The following is a 22,884-nucleotide window of genomic DNA, read 5'->3' on the forward strand; positions in this document are numbered from 1 at the left end:
TTTGTGCTTACATCTTCGTCATATATTCCACAATAAACTCCCAAAAGCCAGGTCCCTCTTGGTAAATCAGCCAGTCTACTTTTTCGATGAGTTTGATGTAGAGTTCTTGTTCGAGGTCTTCCCTTTCTTGATATGCCGTGTTTTGTAGTTTCTTTTTGATCATGGGTGTGAAGGTTTCAATGAGTTCTTCCATTTCTCCATTGGTCATTTTGTCTTCGTTCACGGACATTTCCCCCTGTTTCTTCTTTTAGTTTGTTGAGCGCTTTTTTGTGGATGTTTGAGATGTTTTGTCTCGTTTCGCCTAGCCGGTCGGCTATTTCTTTCATTGTTTGACCATCGACATAGATTTGGGTTAGAACCATTTTTTGTTTTTCTGTGAGCTGCTGATAGGCCTTGTACAATCTTGGGTCTTGCAGGTGCTCCCCTAAGTCTTGTTGGTTAAAGAGCACAGCTTCATACGTATCTGTTTGAACAGGGTCTTTCACTTCTTGCGTATCAGGATGATCGAGTATGAGCGGAAAACGCTGCTGCTTTTTTTTCACTCGTTTGTCAAAGTCGACTGAAAAGATGCGGATCATTGTGGAAATATACTTGATGATGCGGATTTTTTGATAAAACTGCTTGAACTCGGAATCTAGTTTTTTCGCATTTTCTTCGTTTGGCTCTTCCATGACTTGCCTAAGCAGTTGCTGGTTTTTAGGATTGCTTAAAAATTGCTGAATGAGCGGGTGGTCAACGATTTCCTTCCATTTTGCTTTCAATAACAGCCGATAATCCATGTGCATCCTCCCCTTTGTTCTCTCTACTTGCATTAAGTGGACAAAAGTTAAAAAAAGTAAACTTTGTGAAACGGGTCTAATGGTTCATTTTCTCCCCCTTTGCTTTCCTATTTCTTCTTTCATACCACTTATAGAGAAGACGAGCATCCGCTGGGAGGTGAGATAAATGGAGACCTTTTTTTCGGAGGAATGGTTGAAGCAGCTCGGTCAGGCTGGCTTTCCTGCCATTTTGACGGTTTATTTGCTGACACGCTTTGAACGAAAGTTTGATGAATTAAGCAAACTCATCCAACGATTGGTCGCTGTTCAAAAAAATGATGAATCAGATTGACATCTTCTTGATTCGTTTCACCTTATGAAAGCGAGGGCGAAATGAAAGGCCTTTTGTCACCTCACACAATACGATGTTGAAAGGGGATTTTATCATGAGTGAAAAGCAAAATGGGGTACCGCAGCCGATTCGAGGAGAAAAAGGAGCAACGGTCAAAATTCCACGTAATCTCGAGCGAGACAGGCAAAACCCAGATATGCTCACGCCACCAGAAACCGATCATGGAACGGTTCCCAACATGAAATATTCTTTTTCTGATACGCACAACCGTTTAGAAAAAGGCGGCTATGCAAGAGAAGTCACGGTACGTGAACTGCCAATCTCTAAAAGTCTTGCCTCTGTGAACATGCGGCTAAAACCTGGTGCAATTCGCGAGCTGCACTGGCATAAGGAAGCGGAATGGGCGTACATGATTTATGGGGAAGCCCGAATTACATCGGTTGATGCAGAGGGGCGGAATTTTACAGAGGATGTGACTGAGGGAGATTTATGGTACTTCCCTTCTGGCTTGCCGCACTCTATTCAAGCACTTGAACCAGGAGCTGAATTCTTGCTTGTGTTTGATGATGGTTCCTTCTCTGAAAATAGTACGTTCCAAGTGACTGATTGGCTTGCCCATACCCCAGAGGAAGTCGTTCTCCAAAACTTTGGAATGACAAAGGAGCAATTTAAGAAGCTGCCAGAGAAAGAGAAGTATATTTTCCAAAAAGGAATTCCTGGTTCCCTTGAATGTGACAAGGTGAAAACAGAGCAAGGAGAAGTCCCGAACTCCTTTAAATATGAGCTGTTAAAGCAAGAGCCGATTACGTCAAGCGGCGGACAAGTGTGGATTGCGGATTCTACCAATTTCAAAGCGTCTAAAACGATTGCCTCCGCTCTTGTGAAAGTTGATCCAGGTGCCATTCGTGAGCTGCACTGGCACCCAAATACGGATGAATGGCAATATTTCATTTCTGGAAAGGCACGAATGACGGTCTTTGCTTCTGATGGACATGCGAGAACCTTCAACTATCAGGCGGGAGACGTTGGCTATGTGCCATTTGCGATGGGGCATTATGTAGAAAATACAGGCGACGAACCGCTCTATTTCTTAGAAATCTTTAAGAGCGATCATTATGCAGACATTTCACTCAATCAGTGGCTTGCGGTCACACCGAAACAGCTTGTTTTGGATCATTTAGATCAAGGCGAAGATTTCTTAAAACTGCTTGATACAGAAAAACACCCTGTCATCGCTGCCCCTAAAAAAGAGGATTAATTCCACCTTCCTGCAAAAAGGCTGTCCTTTTTGCAGGTATCTTCATGTAAAGGAGTGTTGTTTACCCATGCAACAATCTGTTCACGCTTTATGGCAAGGGCTGAAATGGCTCATGGCGCTATCAGCTGTCTGTTACATATTTTTGTTGTTTTGTGTGCTGTTCTTTCATTTGACCGGTGCTTTTTATCAATCGATTTTATCGTTGATTCTGTTTATGGGCATCTATGTTGTACTTGGGATCTCTTTTGAACATCTGGAACACGTGCTCATGCAGTTTGTTCGTAAGTGTCGGTCCAAAAAACGATCTATCATTTTCTATGCCGTTTTATTTCACCTTTTGTTTATTTGGGGTGCTGTCTACTTATCAGATGAATTGGTTGACGGCATTTTGCTGACTACTTCTGAAGAAATTCTCTTTGCGCTAAGTCTTTGGCTATTTCATTTTTTGTTTGATTATGCGACGTTTTCGTTTGATAAGGAAGCTTCGTGAGGCGCTATCGTCTTTTTGTGGAGAGCGCTTGTTTGACCTGCTCCATATGATGGAGATCATGTTTAATCAAACCTTGAAAATAACTTGATAACGTCAGCTCGGTTTGACCGATCAAAAAGGGTGTAGTCCAGCGAGATGCTTCGATTTTCTTCATTTCTTGAAGCAATTTTGTTCTAACAGCAATAAATCGCCCGATCGTCTCGCTTCTCTCTTCCTTTCTTGCTCTTTCGGCTGACTGCTGATTCATTTCATGCACATCAGGTGCCTGAGGTAACGCTTTATTGTTCCAAAATTCCTTTAGGCGATCGTGTAAAATAAATTCATCCCATGGAACGAAATGTGCGATGATCTCAGCAATGCTCCACTTTCCATCAGCGATGGCGCTACGCCATTCTTCTTCTGTTACTTCCGTTAGTGACTGTACCCATTCAAGGGTGTGTTCATAATGTTTTATCACGGTGTCTTTGTTCATGTTTTGTTATCCCCTTTATGTTTTTAAAAGAAGTTGATCAGAAATTGGTTAGTTTCATTCTTGCTAAATCATTTATAACATATTATCATATACTTTAATTACCAAATGAAAAGGGGGAATTGTGATACGCTGTCCTATATGAAAAAGCTTATTTTTTTGCACTAAAATAAACCGACCGGTCTGTTTATAAAATAGGAGGGAAAATAATGAAATCTCAAAATGTGATCATTATCGGCAGTGGTGTAGCAGGATTGGCTACTTCTTTATTCTTAAAAAAGGCTGGAATGGAAAGTACGATTTATGAAAGCAGGTCAGATGAAGAATTAGAAACAGGAGCAGGTTTTTTACTGTCTCCGAATGGGGTAAAGATTTTGGATGAAATCGGGTGTAAAAATGAAGTGATAGCAAATGCAACCGTGATAAAGAAGCTCCAGCAAATAAACAGTGAAAATGAAGTAGAAGCGATCTTTCACAATTATAGTGAAAAATATTATGATGCTCCTTTACTGAACGTCATGAGAGACCAAATCATCAAATCACTTTTAAAAGAAGTTCACCGTCAAGGAATAGAAGTGAAATACAACAAAAAATTAATCTCAATCAAACAGCAGCCTCATACCGTTCAGGTTCTTTTTGAAGATGAAACTGAGATAACAGGTGATATTGTAATAGGAGCAGATGGAACTTTTTCTAAAACAAGAGAGGCTATTGCGTTTAATGCTAAATTAGACTATAGCGGTTTTTGGGGACTACAAGGAGTATCGTTTGTGAAGGATTTTGTATTGGATGAGGCAACAAGTTATTTTTACAATGACGGAAACTTTCAATTCATTTTTGGGAAAGCGCATCCAACAAATAAAATGAATATTTTATGGCAAGCTTTCTCTCAGTGTCCTGAGAAGTTACCTACAAAACATTTTGAGAAAGCCAATAAAGAAACCATCCGACAGTTATTATATAAACAAATGGAACATTGGAACATTCCTAAACACCTTTCTGACATCATCGATCATACTAACATGTTCTTTCCAAGAAGTATCTATGAAATAAAGGATTTTCCTGTGTGGTCAAAAGGACGTGTTGTTCTTGTAGGTGATGCGGTACATACGGCGAACCCTTTTGTTGGTCAAGGAGCATCGTATAGTCTAGAAGATGCCATGCTCATAGCAAAGATGCTAAGGGATCATGATTATCGAGATGCGTTCTATTATTATGAAAAAGATCGAAGAAAGAGGACAGAAGAATTGAATGCGCTATTTCAGCACATGAGTATTCAAAACGATATTGATAAAAAAATGAACGAATACACGATTGAATGGGATGAAGAAACTTACGTATGAGATGAAAGATAAAAAAACACCACTTATGCTGAAAAGTGGTGTTTCTTGTGTTTTCTCCGTGCATAGAGGATCGCACCGATCAAACTGACGAGTGAAATCAATGCGAGAATTCTGATATAAGGCGGATAGTAGGTTAGCACGATCTCGTTTTTTCCTTTTTCTATTGGAAAACCGATAAACGCATAATTGGCTTGTTCAATCTCGGTTTGATGGCCGTTCACCGTGAGCTCCCAGCCTTTTTCATATGGAACAGGCAGAATCATATAATCATCGCCGCGCTTGTTCTCATAAGAAATCGTAAAGCGGTTATTTTTAAGTTTCACCTGCTGGCTGCCATCATCCTGTTTTTCTTTTTCATATGCCCGCGCAAGGGTGCGGTAAGACTCATGATACAGCTTTAATTGACTCAGCTCATACGTCCCTTTTGGAACTCGTATGGAAAGGATTTTTTCCGCAGGGACTCGGATCGTCACGTCATTAACGCCTGTTTTGTAGATAGACGTATTGCTTTTGCGTGATGTGACATAGTCATCCACAGATAACTGAAACCCTTCGTTACGGTCGGTCCGCTTCACATAAAAGCTCACATACACATCCCCAGAGCGGACCATATCATCTGGAAGGGTGATATTCAGCCCACCCGTTTTCCCGTATACATCAAGCACGCCATTTTCGTATACCGCTTGTTCAGTATGAATGTTTGTATCCTTTATTCGATCAGGCGATTGGTCGATTTCAGCATTTCCTTTTTTGTTTAAGATCACACCTTGCAACATCGCATGTTCTTTATCAAGTGCTGACGCATGCTCTAGTGACTTTTCTGAATAGACGGTACTCGTTGTTCTTGCAAATGGGAGCGGGCGTGTATTTTCATACACTTCATAATGTTCGCTTTCCAATATTGGCTTAAAATAAACCGGCGGTGAGAAAGACATCGATTTGTCTCTCATATAATACTTCCCGTAGGTCAGACTGTATAAATTCGCCCTGTCCCCCATTGTTGCATACCGGCTGACACTTTCCCGTCCCATATCAATTTGCAGGTCATTCCAGTAGAAATGGAGCAGATGCTGATTCAATATACTTGAATACGCACTCATGCCTTGAAAGCCTTCAAACAATGGGGTGTTGTTGCGCACGCCGTTCATCCAATCAATCCGGGCAAGCGGATCTTCTTTTGAACGGCTTTGAATCTGCTGAATGAGCTTCATTTGCTCATGTCCAGCATACGCCTCACTATTCAGATACGTATCTGATACGCTCTTAATATTGCTTCTTTCAAATAAGTAGCCCTGCTGATACACGCCTGCTGTCAGTAAGCTCACAACGATGAGCACAGCTGAAAAGAGTCGAAGGTGCAGACGTTTTCCCGCATGTATCGAGAGGAAGAACAAACTGATCACAAGCAGTCCTATTCCAGTAAATACAACAACATCCATATTTCCCTTTGCTCGTTCTGAAAGAGCGACTGCGAGAAGGAATACAAGCCAAGCGCCTAAAACCGCACGTTTTTTCCACTTCCACTCCATTTGCGAGAAATGCTTGATGGTGATGGCTACGACTGCTCCAACTGTAAAAGCAAGAATATATTCAAATCTGTACTGCGGTGCAGAAAAACCATTAAACACGCTCGCCATCTTTGGACTGTAGTGAAAAATGATCAGCAGAACACTGATTGATGTGAACATGAAAAACCATCTGTTCCGGTAAAGCGGAACGAGAAACAGACAAATCAGAAAGATGACCGGCAATAAGTACACCCTGCTTGTAAACAGCAGATGATCATGCAGCTCAAACCAAGGAATTGCCTGTTCATACGGCGGTCTTACATTATTAAGAAAGCCGTAAACAGACGGGATAAAAAAGGCAGCACTGATCCCAAACGATAACAACGTAGAGATCGCAAGGGTCCAGAACACCTTCCAGCCTCGCTCCTCGCTTTGAAGCTTAATCATATATCTGAAGACGAGATAAATGGCTAAAAAGATAAAGTGAATGTAAGCAAAGTAAAAATTATTGATCAGCATGAGACTGCAAGCCGCAATAAACCAAGCCGGCTTGCCTGTTTTAAAAATCCGTTCAACCCCGAGCACAAGCAGCGGAAGCCACATCATGCTGTCGGTGAAAAACTCCCAAAACGTTTGATGCCGAAAGTACACAATAGACAGTCCGTAAATACCGGCACCTGTCAGCGCCCCCAGCCTATGTTGCACAATCGAAAGGAGCACACGATATGCGATGAACAGAATGACTGTCAGCTTGATCACACTCAGCCAAATAACAGCATTTGCCCAAAAGTGAATGTCTGTTGACTGTAAAAGATGAAGCGCATTTAACAGCCAGACAACAGCGACTGTGACCATAAAGACCATCGACGTTGTAAAATAATAACCTAATTGCGTATATGTACCGCCGCCTAGACCAAATTGATAGGAATAAAAGAAGTTTCCTTTGACGTATTCGTCATACAGCAGCTTTTTAAACGGGAGCATTTGCGAAATGCCATCTCCATCTCCCGTCATATATCGGCCTTGCGTATATTCATATAAGAAAAAGGAGTGTCCTAATAAAGCAAGAATGAGGCACATTCCAATGAGTATCCATCTACGTTTCATCATCTAAATCCTTTCTCCAAAAGATCCACTGTTCATTGAAACAAAACAACCCAGCAAGCGATTCGTGCTTGCCGGTTATTTGACTCCACGTTATTTAAATAACTGCGTTAACACTCGGTCTTGTTCTTTTGAGCTTGTCTCTTGTTCCATGACATTTGATTCTTGAATTAAGTAATGCGGCCTCTTTTTCGTTTCATAGTAAATCCGGCCAATGTATTCTCCGATCACACCTAGACTCAAGAGCTGGACACCACCGAGGAAAAGCACAGCTGAGATTAAAGTGAAATAACCCGGTACCATGATGCCCGTTCTGACGATTTGAATAAAGGTCGCCACGATGTAAATCAAAGAGAGAAATAAGATCAAAATACCCGTATAAAAACAAATACGCAGCGGGCGGTTGTTAAAGGAAATGACACCATCAATCCCGTAGTTAAATAATTTCTTCAGTGACCATTTTGTATCACCGTGCTGTCTTTCCACATTTTCATAATAGATGACCTTTTCTTCAAAGCCAATCCAGCAAAAAAGGCCTTTTGAAAAACGATTTCCCTCTTTTAGCTGAAGCAATGCGTCGATCGCTTGACGGGAAATTAAGCGGAAATCTCCTACCCCATCACGCAAGTCCACTTCGACCACCTTGTTCATCACTTTATAATACATCGATGATAGGTAAGAACGAAGCTTGCTGTCCCCTTTACGGTTTCGTTTGGCAATGACTTGATGATAACCTTCTTCGTAGCCTCTAACAAAATCCTGAATCAAATACGTTGGGTGCTGTAAGTCGGCGTCCATAATGATCGCAGCTTCCCCTTTTGCATGCTCAAGACCTGCTAAAATTGCAGCTTCTTTCCCAAAGTTACGAGAAAAGGAAATGTATTTGACTTTTGCACTTTTGTGAGAGAGCTCTCTCATGTATTGAAGCGTATTGTCTTTGCTTCCATCATTCACAAAGATGATTTCAAAGTCATAATGAAAATCGCGAAACTCTTCCTCGAGTGCCTCAAAGATTCGTCTGATGTTTTCACCTTCATTGTAAGAAGGAATTATAACAGAGAGCAGTTCCCGTTCCATATCGCACCTTCTCTTCACTTTTTTCACATAGTCTGTTATGTTCATTATTCCTTTTTTGTCAGAAAACGAAACCCTTTTTTATTATCCATAAATTTCATGTATCCTTAATCGTTACATTATATCAGAGTTTTATTTCCAGTGATTTTCACCAACATGAATTTAATGTAATTTTAAGTTTATCCATTGTAAAAAGCCTGTAATTTTGATCACAGACTGGGTATTGTTTCATAAAATTGTTTAGTTATTTATATATTTTCCTGTTTATTGAAAAAGATGAGTAGAAGTGAAAAGGGCAACCCTTTTAATGCAGTAGCCCTTTGTTGTTTTGTTGCAAATGCTCATTTGCCTTCGATTGTTTATTTTGAAATAAATGCAGCTGAGCACCATAGCTTTCGATCCATTCTTGGACAATCCGTTCAGTCGTTTCCTGTCCTTTATATTTGCGGCCAGCCTTTGCATAGGTTGTTTCAAAATCACTCCAAAGGAGCTCTACCCATGTACGTGCTTCTTCATATGTGAGCATATTGTTTTTTTCCATTAGTTGTTCGGTTAATCGCTCAAAATATTGTTCCATACTGGTTCCTCCTTCATCTAGCAGAAAGTGCCTTTTTAAAAAAATCTCTTTTTTCATATACTACCCTTACGTCTTCAAAAGACGCAAATGATTTGTATTGTTTGGAGGGAATCAGTATGCGTAATAAAGCAAAGGGCTTTCCAAATCAAGTGAATCACAAGTTTGAAGGCGAACCAGGGGCCACAGATGCTTATGCGTCTAAAAGGCCGAACGGTGAGACGAATACACGTCCACAGGAACGTATGAGGGCATCAGGGAAACGCTAATTTTTCCAAAGGGAGTGCTTGAGATATGAGTTCAAATGGGAAATCGTATATGGAAGACTTTGTTCAATTAAGAACAACCGCTTACCCTCAACCATGGGCGAATGCTAAACATTCTGCCTCTCAGGTCAACGGAGAAACGCAGCAAACGCAGCACGACATCGTACTTCAGAACAACGTCCGTAAACAACGTTCGAAGTAAAGAAAAGGACTGATCTCTAACGATCAGTCCTTCAGATTGTTGACAAAGGGCTAAAATGAACTCGATTTTAGCCCTTTGTCTTCTTTTCAGCGTGATAGAAAACCTTTGCAGCCCTAGGAAGGACGAGTACTGGCGCGGAGCGAATTTCACATTCGTGAGCACCAGCACGCAGGACTGACAAAGAATGCGAGGGTTTGTCTACACGCTGAAGGACTGATCTCTAGGGATCAGTCCTTTTGCGTAAGCATTGAAATCGGCAGGGCATCTTCTTTATTTGGCGCTGATACTCTGTAGCCCCAAGCAAAAACACCATTTAAATACTCCACATAAAACTGCTCGTCTGTATCTTTGATATGATAGGTCGTTTTCGTCTGAATAGCAGCTGGATCTAATAAATAGGCTTTCGCCATGTCAATTTTCCGCTCCAACACGGCATATTCATTCACAATGCCTAGCTGCTCAGCCTTTCGTGCTTTTTCAGAAAGAGCGGCAATCTCCTGCTTTAATTCGTATTCTGTCATTTCACTATAGCGTTTTTCCATCTGTCATTCCCCTTTGTCTAAAACGTGATCAATTGTATCAAGATCAAAGCCTTTTCGGTAAAGGAATTGCTTCACTTTCATTTTTTTCTCAAATGATCCGTCATAACCTACCTTGCGTTTTGCCTTCTCAAGCATATAGTGAAGGGCTTCTTCTTCCTTTTTCTCTTCTTGTCCATCATAGGCTTCTTGAAGGGCTTTATCAATGATATCAAATGAAAATCCTTTTCGCTGAAGCTGCAATTTGATACGCTGTTCAATTTCTTTTGCGGACCGGTTTTTCTCTTTCTTAACCAGCTTCAGCACTTGTTTCACTGCTTCCTCTAGCTGCAAATCATTTGGATATTGCGATAGTGCTTGTTCGATGGTGTCATCGTCTATGCCTTTCAGCTTTAATTCTTTTTTTAGCACTGACGGGCCTTTGCTATTCGTTTTTCGGTGGGTGCTTACATATGCTTCTGCAAATTCAAGATCATTTACATACTTATAATGTTTTAATTTGTGTATAATTTCACTAATAGCAGGTGCTGGTATGTCTTTTTTCGTCAAATAATCGGTGACTTCTTTCACTGATCTCATCCGATACGATAAATAATCGACGGCCTGCTGAAATCCTTTTTTTACTGCATCACCGAATTGAATCTCTATGATATCGGCTTCGTCCAGCTCTTTTCCCTTTTTCAAATCATGCTGGACGAGCACATCTAGATCAACGCTAAAAGCGTACTTTTCATCAAGAAAGATGTTCACGCGTTCTGTATTGTTTTTCTGAGCAGAGATTTTCGTAATATAGGGCATCCTGTGATCACTCCTTTTTTCAAACAGTCAGGATGTTTCTTCTGATTCAAAATCGTGAAAGATATAGGTATGTATATGAGAGGAGAAGATGTCAATTGAATATCGCCATTACCGGAGGAACCGGGTTTATCGGCCAGCATATCACAAAGGTGCTCGCAGCTGAAGGACATCATCTATATATTTTAACAAGAAATCCAAAGGAATCCGAACAAAATCATTTACACTATGTGCAGTGGCTGACAGAAGGTGCTAAGCCTGAACATGAATTGCCTGCGATTGATGTATGGATTAACCTTGCTGGAAAATCCATTTTCACACGCTGGACGGACAAAGCAAAAAAAGGCATTCTCTCCAGTCGTCTTCAATCAACGCAAGAAGTAAGACGCATCATAGAAGCGCAGGAATCGAAACCATCTGTGCTCATTCAAGCAAGTGCTGTCGGTATCTATGGCACTTCCAAGACAGAGGATTTTACGGAGGAGGCCCCACCAGCCGATACAGACTTTTTAAGTCATACGTCAAAGCTTTGGGAAGCTGAAGGGCAAAAAATTGAGGCGCTCGGTATTCGCACGGTTTATACACGCTTTGGGGTAGTGCTAGGAGAGAAAGGCACACTTCCTCTTATGACCTTGCCATACAAGCTGTTTGCCGGTGGAACGATTGGCTCTGGCTCGCAATGGGTATCTTGGGTTCACGTGGAGGATGTAGCACATCTCATTGCGTATGCCATTGAGCATGAACACATATCAGGTCCACTCAATGTCACATCTCCAAATCCTGTTCAAATGAAGCAGCTGGGGCAAACCATTGCATCTGTCCTTCATCGCCCTCACTGGCTGAAGGTGCCGTCCTTTGTCATCAAAACCGCACTTGGCGACATGTCATTGCTTGTTCTAGAAGGCCAACGTGCTCTGCCGAAAAAGGCACTGCTGTCTTCTTATGAGTTTTTACATCCTGAGCTAAAAGAAGCGATTTTGCATTCAGAGGAATAAATTTTGTCAAAAACACCCATCCTATTAAAAATGAGATGAGGGGGCGATTTTGATGAAGAAAAAAGAACACCAGCCGACTTCAAAACTGAAGAAAACCCAGGAAGTTCTGTATCAGCAGGAATTCAAAAAAGCGGAAAGAGCAGCAGAAAAAAGAAACAAATAAAACGGATATTCCTCTTTTACAAGTACATAACTAAAGTGATCTTGTAAAGGAGGGAAAAGCTTTGAAAAAAGACCAACACAAAAAATCCAACCACCAGCTTGCGGCACAAGAGACGGATGGCGAATATGTTGAATTTTCCAAAGAACTTGCAGATCCGAATGACGTAAAAGCGATGGCACGTATGAAAGCAGCCGATCAGCGTGCCAAAAAACAATAAGTAAAAAAACAGACCTTATCAAAAGGTCTGTTTTTATTTGATTTCAGTTAGCAGGCTTGATGCCTTCTGACGTGACTTTTCCTCAGGTACCTCTTCTGGATAACCGATGTGAAGAATCGCTGCAAAGCGTTCGTTTTCCTTCAATCCCATATCCTGTTGAAACCCTTTGTCGTATAAAATACGGCCGCTCTTCCATACCATACCGATTCCTTGATCCCAAGCCAGCAGCTGGAAGTTTTGAATGAGCGCACTCACAGCGGCAAAATCATCATTTCTCACAACTGGATTTTCGTCTTCTTTTAGAACAACAAGTAAAAGTGCTGGTACTTTAGAAAAATAATCTCTGTACTGATTGATCTTTTCTTCTTTTGCGTCTGGATTGTTGCGTTTAAAGAAAGCAATAAACCGCTCCACAAATACCTCTTTTGCTTCATCCGTCACTGCATATAAAAAACGCCAAGGTTCCGTGATTTTATGATTGGGTGCATAGACTGCGTCCTCTAATAATGGCTGAAGCTGTTCAATGCTCACCGGCATTTCTTTGAATTTTCGAATCGATCGTCTATATCTGACAGCGTCTCGAACCGTTAACGCTTCTGTTTGTTGTTTTGTTTCTGGCATATATGTCATCCTTTCAATCAACCTTAATTGAAATTGATTCTCATTCACATTATAAACATGATCATGTGTTGTTTGCAAATAGGACCTCACCTCTCTGCTAAAAAGTTGTTTGACTTTTTCAAGTAATGTTACAATCATATTACGTTTTAAACAAATTTTGAGAAAAAAGCCAAGATGATGAAATGATTTCAGGTATTTCCACTTTGTCTCATGCGGCTATTTTTTCAAAAAGCTTTCAACCCATGATTGGAAGGGAGGCTTCTGGATGGAATGAAAATCAATATTGGGCAAATCATCAAACTCTATCGTTATAAACAAAATATGACCCAATCGGAGTTGGCAGAAGGAATTTGTTCTGTCTCTCATTTAAGTAAAATTGAAAATGGCTCAAAAGAGGCCAATCAAGATACGATCAATCTTTTGCTTGAACGGCTTGGAATTAGTCAAGAAACGCTGTCGCAAAAGGCGCGTCACCTGCTGTCATTGCTCGATGAGTTTCAAATGAACATGTATTTCTATGCGCTCGATCAAGCAGAGCAAAATGCAGAAATGATCATTCATCACGAGGAACAGTTCTTTTCGCTAGATTTAGGGATTCAGTATCATTTGTCCTTATTTCAATTTTATTTATTAACAGAAAAACAACAGCTTGCCTTAAAAACACACCGCGTGCTTAAAAAGTTTGAAAAAACCTTTATTGACACAGAAAAAGAAACGTTTGAATATCTAGATGGCATCCACCAGATTAAAATCGGTCAGCTCGAAGAAGGATTGAAAAGACTTGAAAGCTGCTTTTCTTACGCTTCTGTTGAACAGAGCGACCTGTATTATCACTATGCAAAAGCACTTGGAGCCATGGGGCATCTCGGTGATGCGCTTGAGGCCACACATCAAGCAATGGATTTGTATAGACAAAAAAATAATTTCAAGCGGGTCATCCATTGTACACTCATTCATGGGGTCATCTCACTGGAATTAAAGGCCTTTCAAACAGCTAAAAGATATTTAAAAGAAGTGATTTTACACACGTCGCTTCACCCTGATGCTTATATTAAGATGACAGCTTATTTTTATTACGGGGTTCTCTTAAAACGCCAAGGAGATTTCTCATCCGCTGTGCCTTATTTACTAGATTCACTCAATTATTTTAATCAAGAACAGATAGAAGATCGTTACTGTGAAACGCTTTATGAAATCGCAACATTGTATGCGGAATATGATCGCAAAAAGGCGCTTCCATACATACACGAGCTGCTCAAACAGCCTCGTATTCAACCAAACTGTTTATATATGATTAAAATCTATAAATTGATGATTGAAGAGAATCCTCATGATTTGAAAACTTATTTAGTAGAAGCAGCGATTCCTTACTTTGAACACAATCAGCTCCACAATGAGTACTTGTTTGCTCTTAGAACCTTGCTTTCCTATGCGGCTTCTGAGCTTGATAAGCGTGCATATATGTCTTACACAACGAAGCTGCTTGATCACTTAGCATCATTTATCCCATATTACAAAAAAGCATGACCTTCTGCCGATCGAAGGTCATGCTTTTTCTATGATTAGATGGTCTTTTGTTGATCTGTATCGGGACGGGTGACTTGTTCGACAGAATGAATGTACCGTTTTCTCGCAAAATAATCGTAAGCATGCTGCCCAAAGCCAAGCCAAATGCTGAGTACAATGAATGGGACCGTTCCCCATAATGCAGGGATGTGACAAGCCATTCTCAGCCACGTATAAATCCCTGAGTTTTTTTGATTTTTCGCTAAGGAAATAGACACGATTCGTTTCTCTGCCTTCTCTTCACTAATTTTATTCAGTCTCAGCAGCTGTGAGTGTCTAAATGATTCAAAGTGAATTCGGTTTTTCCAATCGAGTGATTTCAACAGGTCAATCGCTTTTGCACATGAAGGACTTTGTCCGTCATAAAACACAAGCAGTCTGAGTGATTTGATGGAACGCTGTTCTCTTTTCTTTGATTCAGCGAGCTTCTTTTTTTCTTGATCGAGATAGATGATTTTTTTCATAAATTGATCGCCAGCCCTTTTCCTTCATTTATTTTTTTTAGTTCGTTCAAAGGAGATTACAACTAGATTACTATAGTTGCTGGGCCTCTTGTATTGGGAAAAAGCCATCCGACGTGCGTTATATGAGCCTTTAGATAAGGGCAAAATAGCTGATTTCATGGCATATATGAGGTTTTTCAACTAAAAGTGGTTGGGAAAATCGTGATGCTTTGCGGTTTTCTGCGGTATTTGATAGAATTCTGCGGTTTTTCTACATCTTTATGCGGTGTTTTGTAGGTGAAACGCAAAAACAAGATAAAAAAAGACTACTTCCCATTGCGGCGAAGTAGTCTTTTGGTTTATATTTTTGCCAAAACTTCTACTATTTCTTTCTCAATATCTTTCCATAAGTAACGATCTGTCGTATAGTGATGTGCGGCTTCTTTCGCAAACACTTTAAATGCTTCCTCAAAATCGGGTGCATCTTTATCCGGCTTTTTCTCGTCGACAAAGCGCTGAGCTTCTGCTGAGCGAGGTCCCCATTTCCCCACTTCTTTCCCGTCCTGATCAATGATGACGATAATCGGAATCGATCTTGCGGTCCCGTTCGTTAAATACTGATCCATCAGGTCTAGGTGCTCGTCCCGAATGAAATAGCGCGCATCAATCAGTGCTTCATTTGCAATACGCATGAAAATAGGTACATTGACCATCGCATCGCCGCACCAATCTGCCGTGATCACAAGCGCTCTCAGTTTTTTCTTTTGAAGTTTTTGAAGCAGCTCTTTTTCCTTTTGATGAATTGCGTACTGGTTGTACACCGTGAGTAAGTTTTCACGATTTTTCTCCATGTTGTGTACATATGTACGTTCAGCTAATCCCTTTGTAAACCATTCATTTAGTGTCATGTGAACATCCCCCTTACCCTTCAACTTTACCACTTTTGCTATTCTTTTGTCTAAAAAAACCTTCACCTAGTGAAAGGTAAAGGTTCTTTGGACTTATGGACGCCGTTTTCGATTTGGGTCCATTCCTATCAGCTTAGTGACGAGCACCATTGTGACAGGCAGTGATGTATTCTTTTTATACGCTAAATATTTTCCGCGCCATTCTGGTTTATATTTCTGTTTAAAAGACCGTAAGCCGCTGAAACTATACATATATCTGACGTTATTGAAGATGACACTCGCCAAACGTTCTGTCAGAAAGGACTGGTGGAACGTGCCAACATTCGATAATGGCGCCATTCCCATGTTAAAGGATGTGTAGCCTTTTTCTTTCGCCCATTGAAAAAGGTGGATAAAGAGTGCATCCATCATCCCGTTCGGTGCATCATGCATATGACGCATGAGGTCGATGGATATCTCTCCTTTTTGATACATCGGCATTAAGGACACAAAAGATATGATCTGTCCTTGTTCATCCTTTAAAATCGCAATCGGTGCTTTTTGAATGTAGTCTTCATGGAAATAGCCTAATGAAAATCCTTTTTCTTTTTTCTTGCCCAGCCAGCTGTCAGAGATTTGTTTTAAGGTTGAGATCAATTCCTCTGAAAAGGGCGGCTCCAGCATTTCAAACGTATAGCCTTCTCGTTCAAATTTATTTGCGACAGCCCGTAAGTTTGATTTTTTCTTTCCTGACAAAGAGAACGTTTCTAAATCGACCATGGCTTCTTCCCCAAGCTTAAAGAAGTGAAAACCTAGGTCATGATAAAGCGCCATTCCTTCACGTTCTACTTGATAAAAAGCGACACGATAGCCTGCTTTTTCTGTCTGCTCCAAAAATTCTTCCAGTACAAGCGGATAAGAGGCTCTACGCCCAGAAGGATCTCCAAGCACAATAACGCAGCGGCCAATCCGGCCAAACTGAAGCATCGCCTCTCCATCACTTGAGAAAAACAGTTTTTTGTCTCCCAAAAAACCTAGATGACTAAGAGCATTTCCTCCCTTTTCTTCGAGAAAAGTTTTTAATTTTTCTTCATCGGCTTCTTCGCCGATTGGAACTGCTTTTTTATTAAAAATCAATTTGCTAATGAAAAAGAAAAGAGGGACGCCAATTAAAGCAATCATACTGGTCATCGTGATATGCCGTTCATTATGAACCAAATAGTCCTTGCTTAGGAAATGACCAATTTTCATCCAAATGAAGTTCCCAATGACATTATAGTTAAACAACACGAGTAAATATCCGGCGGCGGCGGCCACAAACTGATTCAAAGAATAAGGCGCCTGCTGCTTCACAAATTGATTTCGAAGCGAGAAAAATACCACCATGATGACCGGCAATATAAAGATCAAACTCAGGTTAAACCCTTTTAGTAAAGTAAACACAAAGCCGCCTGCTAGGGCAATCATTGTCAATAGATAAGACCGTTTTGTTCTTTTATACACTTCAATGGACAAAATCATTAAAATGATCCCGAACATTAAAGAAAGACCATTAAATCCTGATAACAAAAAGCGTGGAATGGTTGTAATCACACCTAAACGATCAACAGGAAGCACAACGGAAGCCATAATGAGCAAACCGCTTCCAAACGTTAAAATGGACAAAGATCCGTACAATAAACGGATAAGCAGAGCACGGTGCAACACAATTAAGACGTTTGTTGTTTCAATAGCAGGCGCCATTCTCGGATTGCCTTCAAGACGCCTGAGTGTTGTTCCAGTTAAATCGTATGCCGCTAGACAAAGTCCAAGAATAAACGGGAAAATGGAGTAAACGAAGCGGTACAAGACAAGCGCTGTCAGTACCATCTCTTTATCAAACCCAATGTATTGCATACTGAGTAAAAAGATCAGATCAAACGAACCGAATCCGCCCGGAACCATACTGATTAAACCGCCGATTGACGCAATCGCAAAGACGCCTAATACAATACGGACATCAACGTTCATACCCATAGAGACAACAGCCATGTACATGACAAGACCAGCTGCCAGCCACTCTAAAAACGATGCACCAATATAAGCATAGATCGGGTGCTTCAGTCCGTTTTCACCGCTCTCAATCGAGCTTTTTCGAATGGACGCCATGATGATGTAAATGGGCACAATACAAGCAAAAATAATGACAAATGCCCATAACCACGGCTCCTGACTAATAATACTTTCAACAGGCAGGACCCTAACTAAAATCAAATCACTGAAAATAGATAAGCCTAGCAGAACAGAGGATGTTAAAAGCGCAATGCCTTTCAGCAGTTTTTTCGTATCTGTTATGTATTCCTTGTATAGGAGCGTTCTAAGCCCTGCTCCTGATAAACCACCGAATCCAAGTACACTATTAAAGGAGTTGGCGATCCAAGAAATTCGGATCGTTTTCCAGCCGCTGATGGGCATATCAAGGCTTTTTCTTAAAATAAAATCATATAAGGACATGGATAAAACAGCGACAAGTCCAAGAAAAACAAGAATAAACAAGTCCATTCGATTCAAGCTGTCAATAATATAAAACGTCTTTTTAATGGAAAGGCCGCTCAGCTCCTGCTTGGCGACAAAAATTAAGACAAGGATGATCACGATCGGAAAGAGCATTTTTAAGATCGTCATACCCGTTTTTTTGTTCCACATGTTTCTCCCAACTTTCTAAGTTGCTTCATTAATTTCAACTGACCATTATTATACAACAAATACCACTTAATTCATGCAGTTTAACATTCAAAAGCTTCATGATACTTTCAATTAGAAGTAAAAATCAGTAATATAAAGAAAAGAGCCGCTTAAAGGAAGTGAACAAGCGTGGAATATAATATTCATGACACCACCGTACTAAAAGAGGAAATCCTATCTCCTGAGGAAAAAAAGACATGGGTGCTGTATATGAAAGTGCTCACTGCTGCAGGACTTGGAGATGTTTCTGAATGGATGAAGCTTGATATGAGTATGCCTCAAATGAAAGTGCTCATGCTGCTCAATAACCATGGCTCTCTTAAGGTGTCCGAAATTGCTGAAAAAATGGGGGCTTCTTTGTCCAATATGACAGGGCTGCTTGATCGGTTAGAACAATCGAACTTTGTGGAACGAAAGCATTCTGAGCGTGACCGTCGAATCATTGTCGTAGAATTGACAGAGGAAGCGAAAAATATTTTCAGAAGTATTTATCAAAAAGGGCATGAAAAAATTAAAAATTCCCTGCAACGGCTCAATGACGAGGAAAAAGAAAAAGTTAATGAAGGTCTAGCTATTTTAGAAAAAGCACTTCGTCCCGAACGTGGCTAAAAAAGGAAAAAAGACGGTCACTTGAAGTCCGTCTTTTTTATTTCTTCTTTTTCTTGTTTATCTGGGGTGAAAAGATATTGACGAATGACTTCCCGGTCATCCCACAAAAGATAACCTAAACCGATAATGAGAAAAATGATGCTGATCCATGTACCGCCTGGGAGTATATCTTCCAGTTCCTCGATTGTTCTTTCTGCGCCTACATTTCCACCATAACGAATCTCAAACAAAACGAATTTTGCTATATAAAACAATGCCGCCGTGCAGATAAACATAGCGCCGACAATTCTTCTACTAGACATGTGTTGACTCCTTTACTTCCACTGATTTCTTTTGATTAATTCCGTGATATGGGCGAGATGATGCTGTGAATGCCAGACATACATTCCTGTTGCATCATATAAGGACACCGTTTGTTGATCGGCTGGATGGTAATATGCAGCGTTGAAATCTTCCTCTGTCATCTCACGAAGTAATGTGACCCACCGGCGATGTAGACTGCTGATTAACGGCAGCGATAGGCTGATAGGCGCCTTACTGTCAGGAAGTGAGGCAAATGCCTCCTGATCATATGGACGTATGTGCGGTGTTTCTTCTGTCAGCGCAAGTTTAAATCGCAAGTAGGCATTCAGATGGCTGTCCGCTACGTGGTGAATGAGCTGACGAACGGTCCATCCTCCTGGCCGATATGGGGTATCCAGCTGATCATTTGTCAATGGGACAACTGCCTCTTCATACTTTTGAGGAATGAGTGCCAACTCATCAATCCATGCCTCCAGCTGCTTTTTCGTTTGTTGGTCCACCGGTTCATATAAGCCAATCGGATATTGTAATGATGTCATCTGCTGCCCCTCCTTAAAATCCTTCTAGAACAAATTTACCTATCATCTTCCCTTGCTCAAGTGTTTGATGTGCCTGCTTCAAATTGGCGGCATTGATGGGGCTGAGCACCTTTGTTAATGTATGTTTTAACTTCTTCTCTTCAAATAATGTACTCGCTTCTTTTAAAAGCTCGTGCTGCTTCATCATATCCGAGGTTTTGTACATCGGCCGTGTGAACATGAATTCCCATACAAATGCAGCACTTTTATTTTTGAGTAATTGAATGTCTAAATGGTGCTGATTTTCAACAATGGTACAGATCGTTCCTTGAGGTTTAATCGCTTCTGCCATCCCTTTGAAATGGCCATCTGTATCATTTAAGCATAAAATGTAATCCACTTCGCCAATCCCTTTTTCCTGAAGCTGCGCTAAGAGCGGCTCGTGATGGTCAATGATATGATCAGCCCCTAATGAGAGACACCATTCATTTGTTTCAGGTCTTGATGCAGTGGCGATCACAGTCGCCTTTGCTAATTTGGCGAGTTGAATGGCGATAGAGCCCACTCCGCCTGCTCCACCGATGATCAGCAAGGTCGAGCCTTCTGCATTCCGCTTCATATGCATTCGGTCGAATAGCGCTTCATATGCCGTAATTGTTGTAAGAGGCATGGCAGCTGCTTCGGCAAAAGAGAGATTTGCAGGCTTTTTCGCCACAATTCTCTCATCCACAAGCTGATATTCACTATTTGAGCCTTGTCGCGTGATATCTCCTGCGTAATAGACGTGGTCACCCGGCTGAAACAACGTACACGCTTCGCCCACTTCCACCACCGTACCGCTTGCATCGTAGCCAAGAATTTTCAATTCATCTTCTTTCTGATTCTTCGGTGACCTCACCTTTGTATCCACTGGATTCACCGACACAGCCTCTACCTTCACCAAAATATCCCTGCCAGCTGCTTTGGGCTTTGCCACCTCCTGATCGATCAAGCTTTGTTCATGCTCAATTGGCAAATACTCAAATAATCCAACTGCTTTCACTCGCTCGCACTCCCTTTCTCCATGCTTCTTTTCCACATTTTATCATATATTTCTAATGCTGATGGATCAGTCAGCAAGCGATTGCATATTTAGGATTTCTTCAAAGCCCTTCGTTCCCTCACGATGTAAGAAGGACGTGCCTTTTGTAAAGAGAGGACATAGGTGAACCAGCCGCTCGATTTAAAGAAGTACTGAACATAATAAAACTGAATGTGCTGAAAGAAAACGACGATGAACAGAAAAATTGTGAATAATAGCGTCACAATGTCTCCCTGCATCGATCCACTGATCAATAACATCACAAAACCGAGCATCATGAGCTGTTCGAGCCTCTGCATGATCAGGATAACGAGATGTCCCCGTTTGGTTAGGTCACCTGATTGACGCTTTCGAATGTTTCTTGATTTATAAAACCATACGATACTTGTCACTAGATGATGAATGATAAAAAGAGCGATCATGACCATCAATAAAGGAGTTGATTTAAAAAGGTCTTTTATAATGAATGGGATCACCAAAAAATAAAATGCGGTAAATGCGTGCCTAGCTGATAAGAGAAATAGTTGTTTTTCTATGTATCGCTGCATGTGTCTCACCTCTATATGTAGTACGTCTCATTTGTCATAAGGTTCCTTCTGCCTATCAAAAAAGGATGCCCTGAAAAAGGCATCCTTCATGAATCAAGCTTAAAATGCAGCACTCAGTACGACAGGACCTTGCGGAAGCTTGTTATCCTTTTTTGGTTCAAGGGTGACAGCCACAGTATCCCATGATTCGTTTGCTTCTTTTTCAGATAATGCATAGGTGACGGTGCCCTCCCCTTTGCTATCTGTTTTAAAGGCACCGGCCGGAACGGGCTGATCTCCTTTAATGAGCCATACTTGATAAACAGCTGATGAATCAAGCTGGCCTTTTAATCCGTCGGCACTCACGACAAGCTCTTTTTTGCCGTGATGCTCAATCACTGAAAAAGCACCCGTTGTTTTTGCCGATTCGGCAGATGCCAGTGATTTTGTCGCAACAACTTTGACAGGTTGTTCTGCTTGATCTGTTCCATTTGTTAAGAAATACACGTTCCCAGCTGCAGAAATGAGAAGTAGTGCGGCAACGAGAGGCAACAGCCATTGATTTTTCTTCTTCATTGGCGGTTTCGTCTCATTTGCATCACGAACTATTTTGAAATCTTGAGGCGGGTTCGATTTTGCAGCGATTGTTGTCTCTCGTATCTCTTCTTCAAATACTCTTGATAAAATACGGTCTTTCATCCCTGCCGGAGGCGTTTCGTCCTCTGCTAGAAACGGAATATCAGACATGAGCGATGTCAGTTCTTCAAGCTCTTCTTTGCAAGCCGAGCAATGTTTGATGTGTTCTTCAAATTGCGTCTTTTCTTCTCCTTGTAAATGCCCGTTAAAGTAATCAATGACTTGATGTTTACACTGAGTCATGCCTCTTCCTCCTTTCCTCCGCGAGACAGTTTCGTTCGTAAATGCTTCAATGACAATCGAACTCTTCCCTTCACCGTTCCAATAGGGATGCCTAGTTTTTCCGCAATGCTCTTTTGTGTCATTCCTTTAAAATAGACATCTTCGATGATGGTTTGCTGTTCTTTCGACAATGTTGATACTGCTTCACGTATGATTTGTTTTTCTTCGTTCCATTCTACTTCTTTTGACACATCTTCTTGATGATCTGCCAAGTATTCAATATGCTCATCTTCAAGAGCTGTTTCATTTCGGTGTTTCCTTAATAGATCGATTGCCGTGTTTCGTGACATCATAAATAACCATGAGGAAAATTTCCCTTTATCTGTATTGTATTCTCCTATGCCGCGCCAGAGCTTGATAAAGACTTCTTGAAGCACTTCCTCCGCCAGCTCACGGTTTCCAGTCATTTTATAAATAAACGAATATAACACACGTTCATAGCGATCGTACAATAATTCAAGCGAGGGCTTATGTCGATCATGTTTGATCTTGTGATACAGCTCAAAATCCTTCAGTGTGTCCATGGTCATCTCCTTCCTTTTTCATGAGAAAGAGCATTATGCATTCATCATGAAATCTT

Annotated in this window: 29 protein-coding genes; 11 read left to right on the forward strand and 18 right to left on the reverse strand. The window is 41.0% G+C overall.

The window, feature by feature from the left end; translation table 11 throughout:
- Positions 1-7 precede the first annotated feature (7 nt).
- Together rsoA and FBF75_RS17950 are read right to left on the reverse strand one after the other, a co-directional pair.
- The gene (gene rsoA, locus FBF75_RS17945) at positions 8-229 is read right to left on the reverse strand and encodes a sigma-O factor regulator RsoA (RefSeq protein ID WP_038475040.1); all 222 of its coding nucleotides are present in this window, start codon (positions 227-229) and stop codon (positions 8-10) included.
- Positions 177-779 (reverse strand): sigma-70 family RNA polymerase sigma factor, encoded by a 603-nt coding sequence (locus FBF75_RS17950; RefSeq protein WP_017366877.1) that lies wholly within the window; start codon positions 777-779, stop codon positions 177-179. Before FBF75_RS17950 ends, rsoA begins: the two co-directional genes overlap by 53 nt.
- Before the next feature lie 166 nt (positions 780-945).
- On the opposite strand from FBF75_RS17950, the gene FBF75_RS17955 reads away from it, so the two are divergent.
- The 3 genes from FBF75_RS17955 to FBF75_RS17965 all read left to right on the forward strand — a co-directional run bounded on the left by FBF75_RS17955 (position 946) and on the right by FBF75_RS17965 (position 2,858).
- Positions 946-1,110 (forward strand): YvrJ family protein, encoded by a 165-nt coding sequence (locus FBF75_RS17955; RefSeq protein WP_003217819.1) that lies wholly within the window; start codon positions 946-948, stop codon positions 1,108-1,110.
- Positions 1,111-1,204: 94 nt separating this feature from the next.
- Positions 1,205-2,368 (forward strand): oxalate decarboxylase family bicupin, encoded by a 1,164-nt coding sequence (locus FBF75_RS17960; protein ID WP_025206971.1) that lies wholly within the window; start codon positions 1,205-1,207, stop codon positions 2,366-2,368.
- Positions 2,369-2,435: 67 nt separating this feature from the next.
- On the forward strand, positions 2,436-2,858 hold the full coding sequence (locus FBF75_RS17965) for a regulatory YrvL family protein (protein WP_136945041.1): 423 nt from the start codon (positions 2,436-2,438) through the stop codon (positions 2,856-2,858).
- A 4-nt stretch (positions 2,859-2,862) separates the two neighbouring features.
- On the opposite strand, the gene FBF75_RS17970 is transcribed toward FBF75_RS17965, so the two are convergent.
- A complete protein-coding gene (locus FBF75_RS17970) occupies positions 2,863-3,330 on the reverse strand; it encodes a DinB family protein (RefSeq protein WP_136945042.1) in 468 nt (155 codons plus the stop codon).
- A gap of 206 nt (positions 3,331-3,536) precedes the next feature.
- Here FBF75_RS17970 and FBF75_RS17975 point away from each other — a divergent pair, with 206 nt between their 5' ends.
- Positions 3,537-4,670 (forward strand): FAD-dependent oxidoreductase, encoded by a 1,134-nt coding sequence (locus FBF75_RS17975; protein WP_017358842.1) that lies wholly within the window; start codon positions 3,537-3,539, stop codon positions 4,668-4,670.
- Between the two features lie 23 nt (positions 4,671-4,693).
- On the opposite strand, the gene FBF75_RS17980 is transcribed toward FBF75_RS17975, so the two are convergent.
- The 3 genes from FBF75_RS17980 to FBF75_RS17990 form a co-directional block, all read right to left on the reverse strand.
- Positions 4,694-7,288 carry a YfhO family protein gene (locus FBF75_RS17980; protein ID WP_098680376.1) on the reverse strand — a complete coding sequence of 865 codons (2,595 nt, stop codon included), beginning with the start codon at positions 7,286-7,288 and terminating at the stop codon, positions 4,694-4,696.
- Between the two features lie 87 nt (positions 7,289-7,375).
- On the reverse strand, positions 7,376-8,359 hold the full coding sequence (locus FBF75_RS17985; RefSeq protein WP_008341983.1) for a glycosyltransferase family 2 protein: 984 nt from the start codon (positions 8,357-8,359) through the stop codon (positions 7,376-7,378).
- A gap of 301 nt (positions 8,360-8,660) precedes the next feature.
- A complete protein-coding gene (locus FBF75_RS17990) occupies positions 8,661-8,933 on the reverse strand; it encodes a YfhJ family protein (protein WP_017358840.1) in 273 nt (90 codons plus the stop codon).
- 116 nt (positions 8,934-9,049) lie between these two features.
- On the opposite strand from FBF75_RS17990, the gene FBF75_RS17995 reads away from it, so the two are divergent.
- Together FBF75_RS17995 and FBF75_RS18000 are read left to right on the forward strand one after the other, a co-directional pair.
- Complete coding sequence (locus tag FBF75_RS17995; RefSeq protein WP_003217849.1) at positions 9,050-9,199, forward strand: small, acid-soluble spore protein K; 150 nt, start codon at positions 9,050-9,052, stop codon at positions 9,197-9,199.
- A 25-nt stretch (positions 9,200-9,224) separates the two neighbouring features.
- Entirely contained in the window at positions 9,225-9,398 is a 174-nt protein-coding gene (locus FBF75_RS18000) for a YpzG family protein (RefSeq protein WP_003217811.1), read from the forward strand.
- A gap of 227 nt (positions 9,399-9,625) precedes the next feature.
- Here the strand turns inward: FBF75_RS18000 and FBF75_RS18005 are convergent, their stop codons facing one another.
- Both FBF75_RS18005 and recX read right to left on the reverse strand, forming a co-directional pair.
- Positions 9,626-9,940: a YfhH family protein gene (locus tag FBF75_RS18005; protein WP_008341991.1), complete on the reverse strand. Its 315-nt coding sequence runs from the start codon at positions 9,938-9,940 to the stop codon at positions 9,626-9,628.
- A gap of 3 nt (positions 9,941-9,943) precedes the next feature.
- Positions 9,944-10,735, reverse strand: a complete 792-nt coding sequence (gene recX, locus FBF75_RS18010) for a recombination regulator RecX (RefSeq protein ID WP_136945043.1) — start codon at positions 10,733-10,735, stop codon at positions 9,944-9,946.
- 95 nt (positions 10,736-10,830) lie between these two features.
- Here recX and FBF75_RS18015 point away from each other — a divergent pair, with 95 nt between their 5' ends.
- From FBF75_RS18015 to FBF75_RS18025, 3 genes are all read left to right on the forward strand, one after another.
- Entirely contained in the window at positions 10,831-11,727 is an 897-nt protein-coding gene (locus tag FBF75_RS18015) for a TIGR01777 family oxidoreductase (RefSeq protein WP_079919262.1), read from the forward strand.
- A 52-nt stretch (positions 11,728-11,779) separates the two neighbouring features.
- Positions 11,780-11,890 (forward strand): YfhE family protein, encoded by a 111-nt coding sequence (locus FBF75_RS18020; protein ID WP_017358836.1) that lies wholly within the window; start codon positions 11,780-11,782, stop codon positions 11,888-11,890.
- A gap of 61 nt (positions 11,891-11,951) precedes the next feature.
- Entirely contained in the window at positions 11,952-12,107 is a 156-nt protein-coding gene (locus FBF75_RS18025) for a YfhD family protein (protein WP_008341997.1), read from the forward strand.
- A 33-nt stretch (positions 12,108-12,140) separates the two neighbouring features.
- Here the strand turns inward: FBF75_RS18025 and FBF75_RS18030 are convergent, their stop codons facing one another.
- Positions 12,141-12,728 (reverse strand): nitroreductase family protein, encoded by a 588-nt coding sequence (locus FBF75_RS18030; RefSeq protein ID WP_240692411.1) that lies wholly within the window; start codon positions 12,726-12,728, stop codon positions 12,141-12,143.
- Between the two features lie 270 nt (positions 12,729-12,998).
- On the opposite strand from FBF75_RS18030, the gene FBF75_RS18035 reads away from it, so the two are divergent.
- Positions 12,999-14,255, forward strand: a complete 1,257-nt coding sequence (locus FBF75_RS18035) for a transcriptional regulator (protein ID WP_035391280.1) — start codon at positions 12,999-13,001, stop codon at positions 14,253-14,255.
- Positions 14,256-14,290: 35 nt separating this feature from the next.
- Here FBF75_RS18035 and FBF75_RS18040 read toward each other — a convergent pair whose 3' ends face one another.
- The 3 genes from FBF75_RS18040 to mprF form a co-directional block, all read right to left on the reverse strand.
- Positions 14,291-14,758, reverse strand: coding sequence for a thiol-disulfide oxidoreductase DCC family protein (locus FBF75_RS18040; RefSeq protein WP_007496690.1), 468 nt, complete (start codon positions 14,756-14,758; stop codon positions 14,291-14,293).
- Positions 14,759-15,096: 338 nt separating this feature from the next.
- Positions 15,097-15,645 carry a thioredoxin family protein gene (locus FBF75_RS18045; RefSeq protein WP_008341670.1) on the reverse strand — a complete coding sequence of 183 codons (549 nt, stop codon included), beginning with the start codon at positions 15,643-15,645 and terminating at the stop codon, positions 15,097-15,099.
- Positions 15,646-15,738: 93 nt separating this feature from the next.
- Positions 15,739-18,309: a bifunctional lysylphosphatidylglycerol flippase/synthetase MprF gene (gene mprF, locus FBF75_RS18050; protein ID WP_079919260.1), complete on the reverse strand. Its 2,571-nt coding sequence runs from the start codon at positions 18,307-18,309 to the stop codon at positions 15,739-15,741.
- A 168-nt stretch (positions 18,310-18,477) separates the two neighbouring features.
- On the opposite strand from mprF, the gene FBF75_RS18055 reads away from it, so the two are divergent.
- Entirely contained in the window at positions 18,478-18,957 is a 480-nt protein-coding gene (locus tag FBF75_RS18055) for a MarR family transcriptional regulator (RefSeq protein ID WP_008341672.1), read from the forward strand.
- Positions 18,958-18,974: 17 nt separating this feature from the next.
- On the opposite strand, the gene FBF75_RS18060 is transcribed toward FBF75_RS18055, so the two are convergent.
- The 6 genes from FBF75_RS18060 to FBF75_RS18085 form a co-directional block, all read right to left on the reverse strand.
- Positions 18,975-19,259 (reverse strand): hypothetical protein, encoded by a 285-nt coding sequence (locus FBF75_RS18060; protein WP_136945045.1) that lies wholly within the window; start codon positions 19,257-19,259, stop codon positions 18,975-18,977.
- Between the two features lie 12 nt (positions 19,260-19,271).
- Positions 19,272-19,799 (reverse strand): YfiT family bacillithiol transferase, encoded by a 528-nt coding sequence (locus FBF75_RS18065; protein WP_041506578.1) that lies wholly within the window; start codon positions 19,797-19,799, stop codon positions 19,272-19,274.
- Between the two features lie 13 nt (positions 19,800-19,812).
- On the reverse strand, positions 19,813-20,820 hold the full coding sequence (locus FBF75_RS18070) for a zinc-binding alcohol dehydrogenase family protein (RefSeq protein ID WP_136945046.1): 1,008 nt from the start codon (positions 20,818-20,820) through the stop codon (positions 19,813-19,815).
- An 89-nt stretch (positions 20,821-20,909) separates the two neighbouring features.
- Positions 20,910-21,407, reverse strand: a complete 498-nt coding sequence (locus FBF75_RS18075) for a hypothetical protein (RefSeq protein ID WP_017358830.1) — start codon at positions 21,405-21,407, stop codon at positions 20,910-20,912.
- Positions 21,408-21,506: 99 nt separating this feature from the next.
- On the reverse strand, positions 21,507-22,265 hold the full coding sequence (locus FBF75_RS18080) for an anti-sigma factor (protein WP_017358829.1): 759 nt from the start codon (positions 22,263-22,265) through the stop codon (positions 21,507-21,509).
- On the reverse strand, positions 22,262-22,828 hold the full coding sequence (locus FBF75_RS18085; protein ID WP_017358828.1) for an RNA polymerase sigma factor: 567 nt from the start codon (positions 22,826-22,828) through the stop codon (positions 22,262-22,264). Before FBF75_RS18085 ends, FBF75_RS18080 begins: the two co-directional genes overlap by 4 nt.
- Positions 22,829-22,884: the final 56 nt, after the last annotated feature.

Source organism: Bacillus sp. S2(2019), assembly GCF_005144805.1.
Classification (GTDB): Bacteria; Bacillota; Bacilli; order Bacillales; family Bacillaceae; genus Bacillus; species Bacillus altitudinis.

What these genes read in the sequence shown, in the direction of transcription:
- FBF75_RS18075 (WP_017358830.1), bottom strand. Translation starts at nt 21,407, where the DNA reads ATGCAGCGATACATAGAAAAACAACTATTTCTCTTATCAGCTAGGCAC.
- mprF (WP_079919260.1), bottom strand. Translation starts at nt 18,309, where the DNA reads ATGTGGAACAAAAAAACGGGTATGACGATCTTAAAAATGCTCTTTCCG.
- rsoA (WP_038475040.1), bottom strand. Translation starts at nt 229, where the DNA reads ATGTCCGTGAACGAAGACAAAATGACCAATGGAGAAATGGAAGAACTC.
- FBF75_RS17975 (WP_017358842.1), top strand. Translation starts at nt 3,537, where the DNA reads ATGAAATCTCAAAATGTGATCATTATCGGCAGTGGTGTAGCAGGATTG.
- FBF75_RS17970 (WP_136945042.1), bottom strand. Translation starts at nt 3,330, where the DNA reads ATGAACAAAGACACCGTGATAAAACATTATGAACACACCCTTGAATGG.
- FBF75_RS18085 (WP_017358828.1), bottom strand. Translation starts at nt 22,828, where the DNA reads ATGGACACACTGAAGGATTTTGAGCTGTATCACAAGATCAAACATGAT.
- FBF75_RS18035 (WP_035391280.1), top strand. Translation starts at nt 12,999, where the DNA reads ATGAAAATCAATATTGGGCAAATCATCAAACTCTATCGTTATAAACAA.
- FBF75_RS17980 (WP_098680376.1), bottom strand. Translation starts at nt 7,288, where the DNA reads ATGATGAAACGTAGATGGATACTCATTGGAATGTGCCTCATTCTTGCT.
- FBF75_RS17990 (WP_017358840.1), bottom strand. Translation starts at nt 8,933, where the DNA reads ATGGAACAATATTTTGAGCGATTAACCGAACAACTAATGGAAAAAAAC.
- FBF75_RS18020 (WP_017358836.1), top strand. Translation starts at nt 11,780, where the DNA reads ATGAAGAAAAAAGAACACCAGCCGACTTCAAAACTGAAGAAAACCCAG.
- FBF75_RS18080 (WP_017358829.1), bottom strand. Translation starts at nt 22,265, where the DNA reads ATGACTCAGTGTAAACATCAAGTCATTGATTACTTTAACGGGCATTTA.
- FBF75_RS18060 (WP_136945045.1), bottom strand. Translation starts at nt 19,259, where the DNA reads ATGTCTAGTAGAAGAATTGTCGGCGCTATGTTTATCTGCACGGCGGCA.
- FBF75_RS17985 (WP_008341983.1), bottom strand. Translation starts at nt 8,359, where the DNA reads ATGGAACGGGAACTGCTCTCTGTTATAATTCCTTCTTACAATGAAGGT.
- FBF75_RS17995 (WP_003217849.1), top strand. Translation starts at nt 9,050, where the DNA reads ATGCGTAATAAAGCAAAGGGCTTTCCAAATCAAGTGAATCACAAGTTT.
- FBF75_RS18000 (WP_003217811.1), top strand. Translation starts at nt 9,225, where the DNA reads ATGAGTTCAAATGGGAAATCGTATATGGAAGACTTTGTTCAATTAAGA.
- FBF75_RS18045 (WP_008341670.1), bottom strand. Translation starts at nt 15,645, where the DNA reads ATGACACTAAATGAATGGTTTACAAAGGGATTAGCTGAACGTACATAT.
- FBF75_RS17955 (WP_003217819.1), top strand. Translation starts at nt 946, where the DNA reads ATGGAGACCTTTTTTTCGGAGGAATGGTTGAAGCAGCTCGGTCAGGCT.
- FBF75_RS18040 (WP_007496690.1), bottom strand. Translation starts at nt 14,758, where the DNA reads ATGAAAAAAATCATCTATCTCGATCAAGAAAAAAAGAAGCTCGCTGAA.
- recX (WP_136945043.1), bottom strand. Translation starts at nt 10,735, where the DNA reads ATGCCCTATATTACGAAAATCTCTGCTCAGAAAAACAATACAGAACGC.
- FBF75_RS18065 (WP_041506578.1), bottom strand. Translation starts at nt 19,799, where the DNA reads ATGACATCATTACAATATCCGATTGGCTTATATGAACCGGTGGACCAA.
- FBF75_RS17965 (WP_136945041.1), top strand. Translation starts at nt 2,436, where the DNA reads ATGCAACAATCTGTTCACGCTTTATGGCAAGGGCTGAAATGGCTCATG.
- FBF75_RS17960 (WP_025206971.1), top strand. Translation starts at nt 1,205, where the DNA reads ATGAGTGAAAAGCAAAATGGGGTACCGCAGCCGATTCGAGGAGAAAAA.
- FBF75_RS18030 (WP_240692411.1), bottom strand. Translation starts at nt 12,728, where the DNA reads ATGCCAGAAACAAAACAACAAACAGAAGCGTTAACGGTTCGAGACGCT.
- FBF75_RS18005 (WP_008341991.1), bottom strand. Translation starts at nt 9,940, where the DNA reads ATGGAAAAACGCTATAGTGAAATGACAGAATACGAATTAAAGCAGGAG.
- FBF75_RS17950 (WP_017366877.1), bottom strand. Translation starts at nt 779, where the DNA reads ATGGATTATCGGCTGTTATTGAAAGCAAAATGGAAGGAAATCGTTGAC.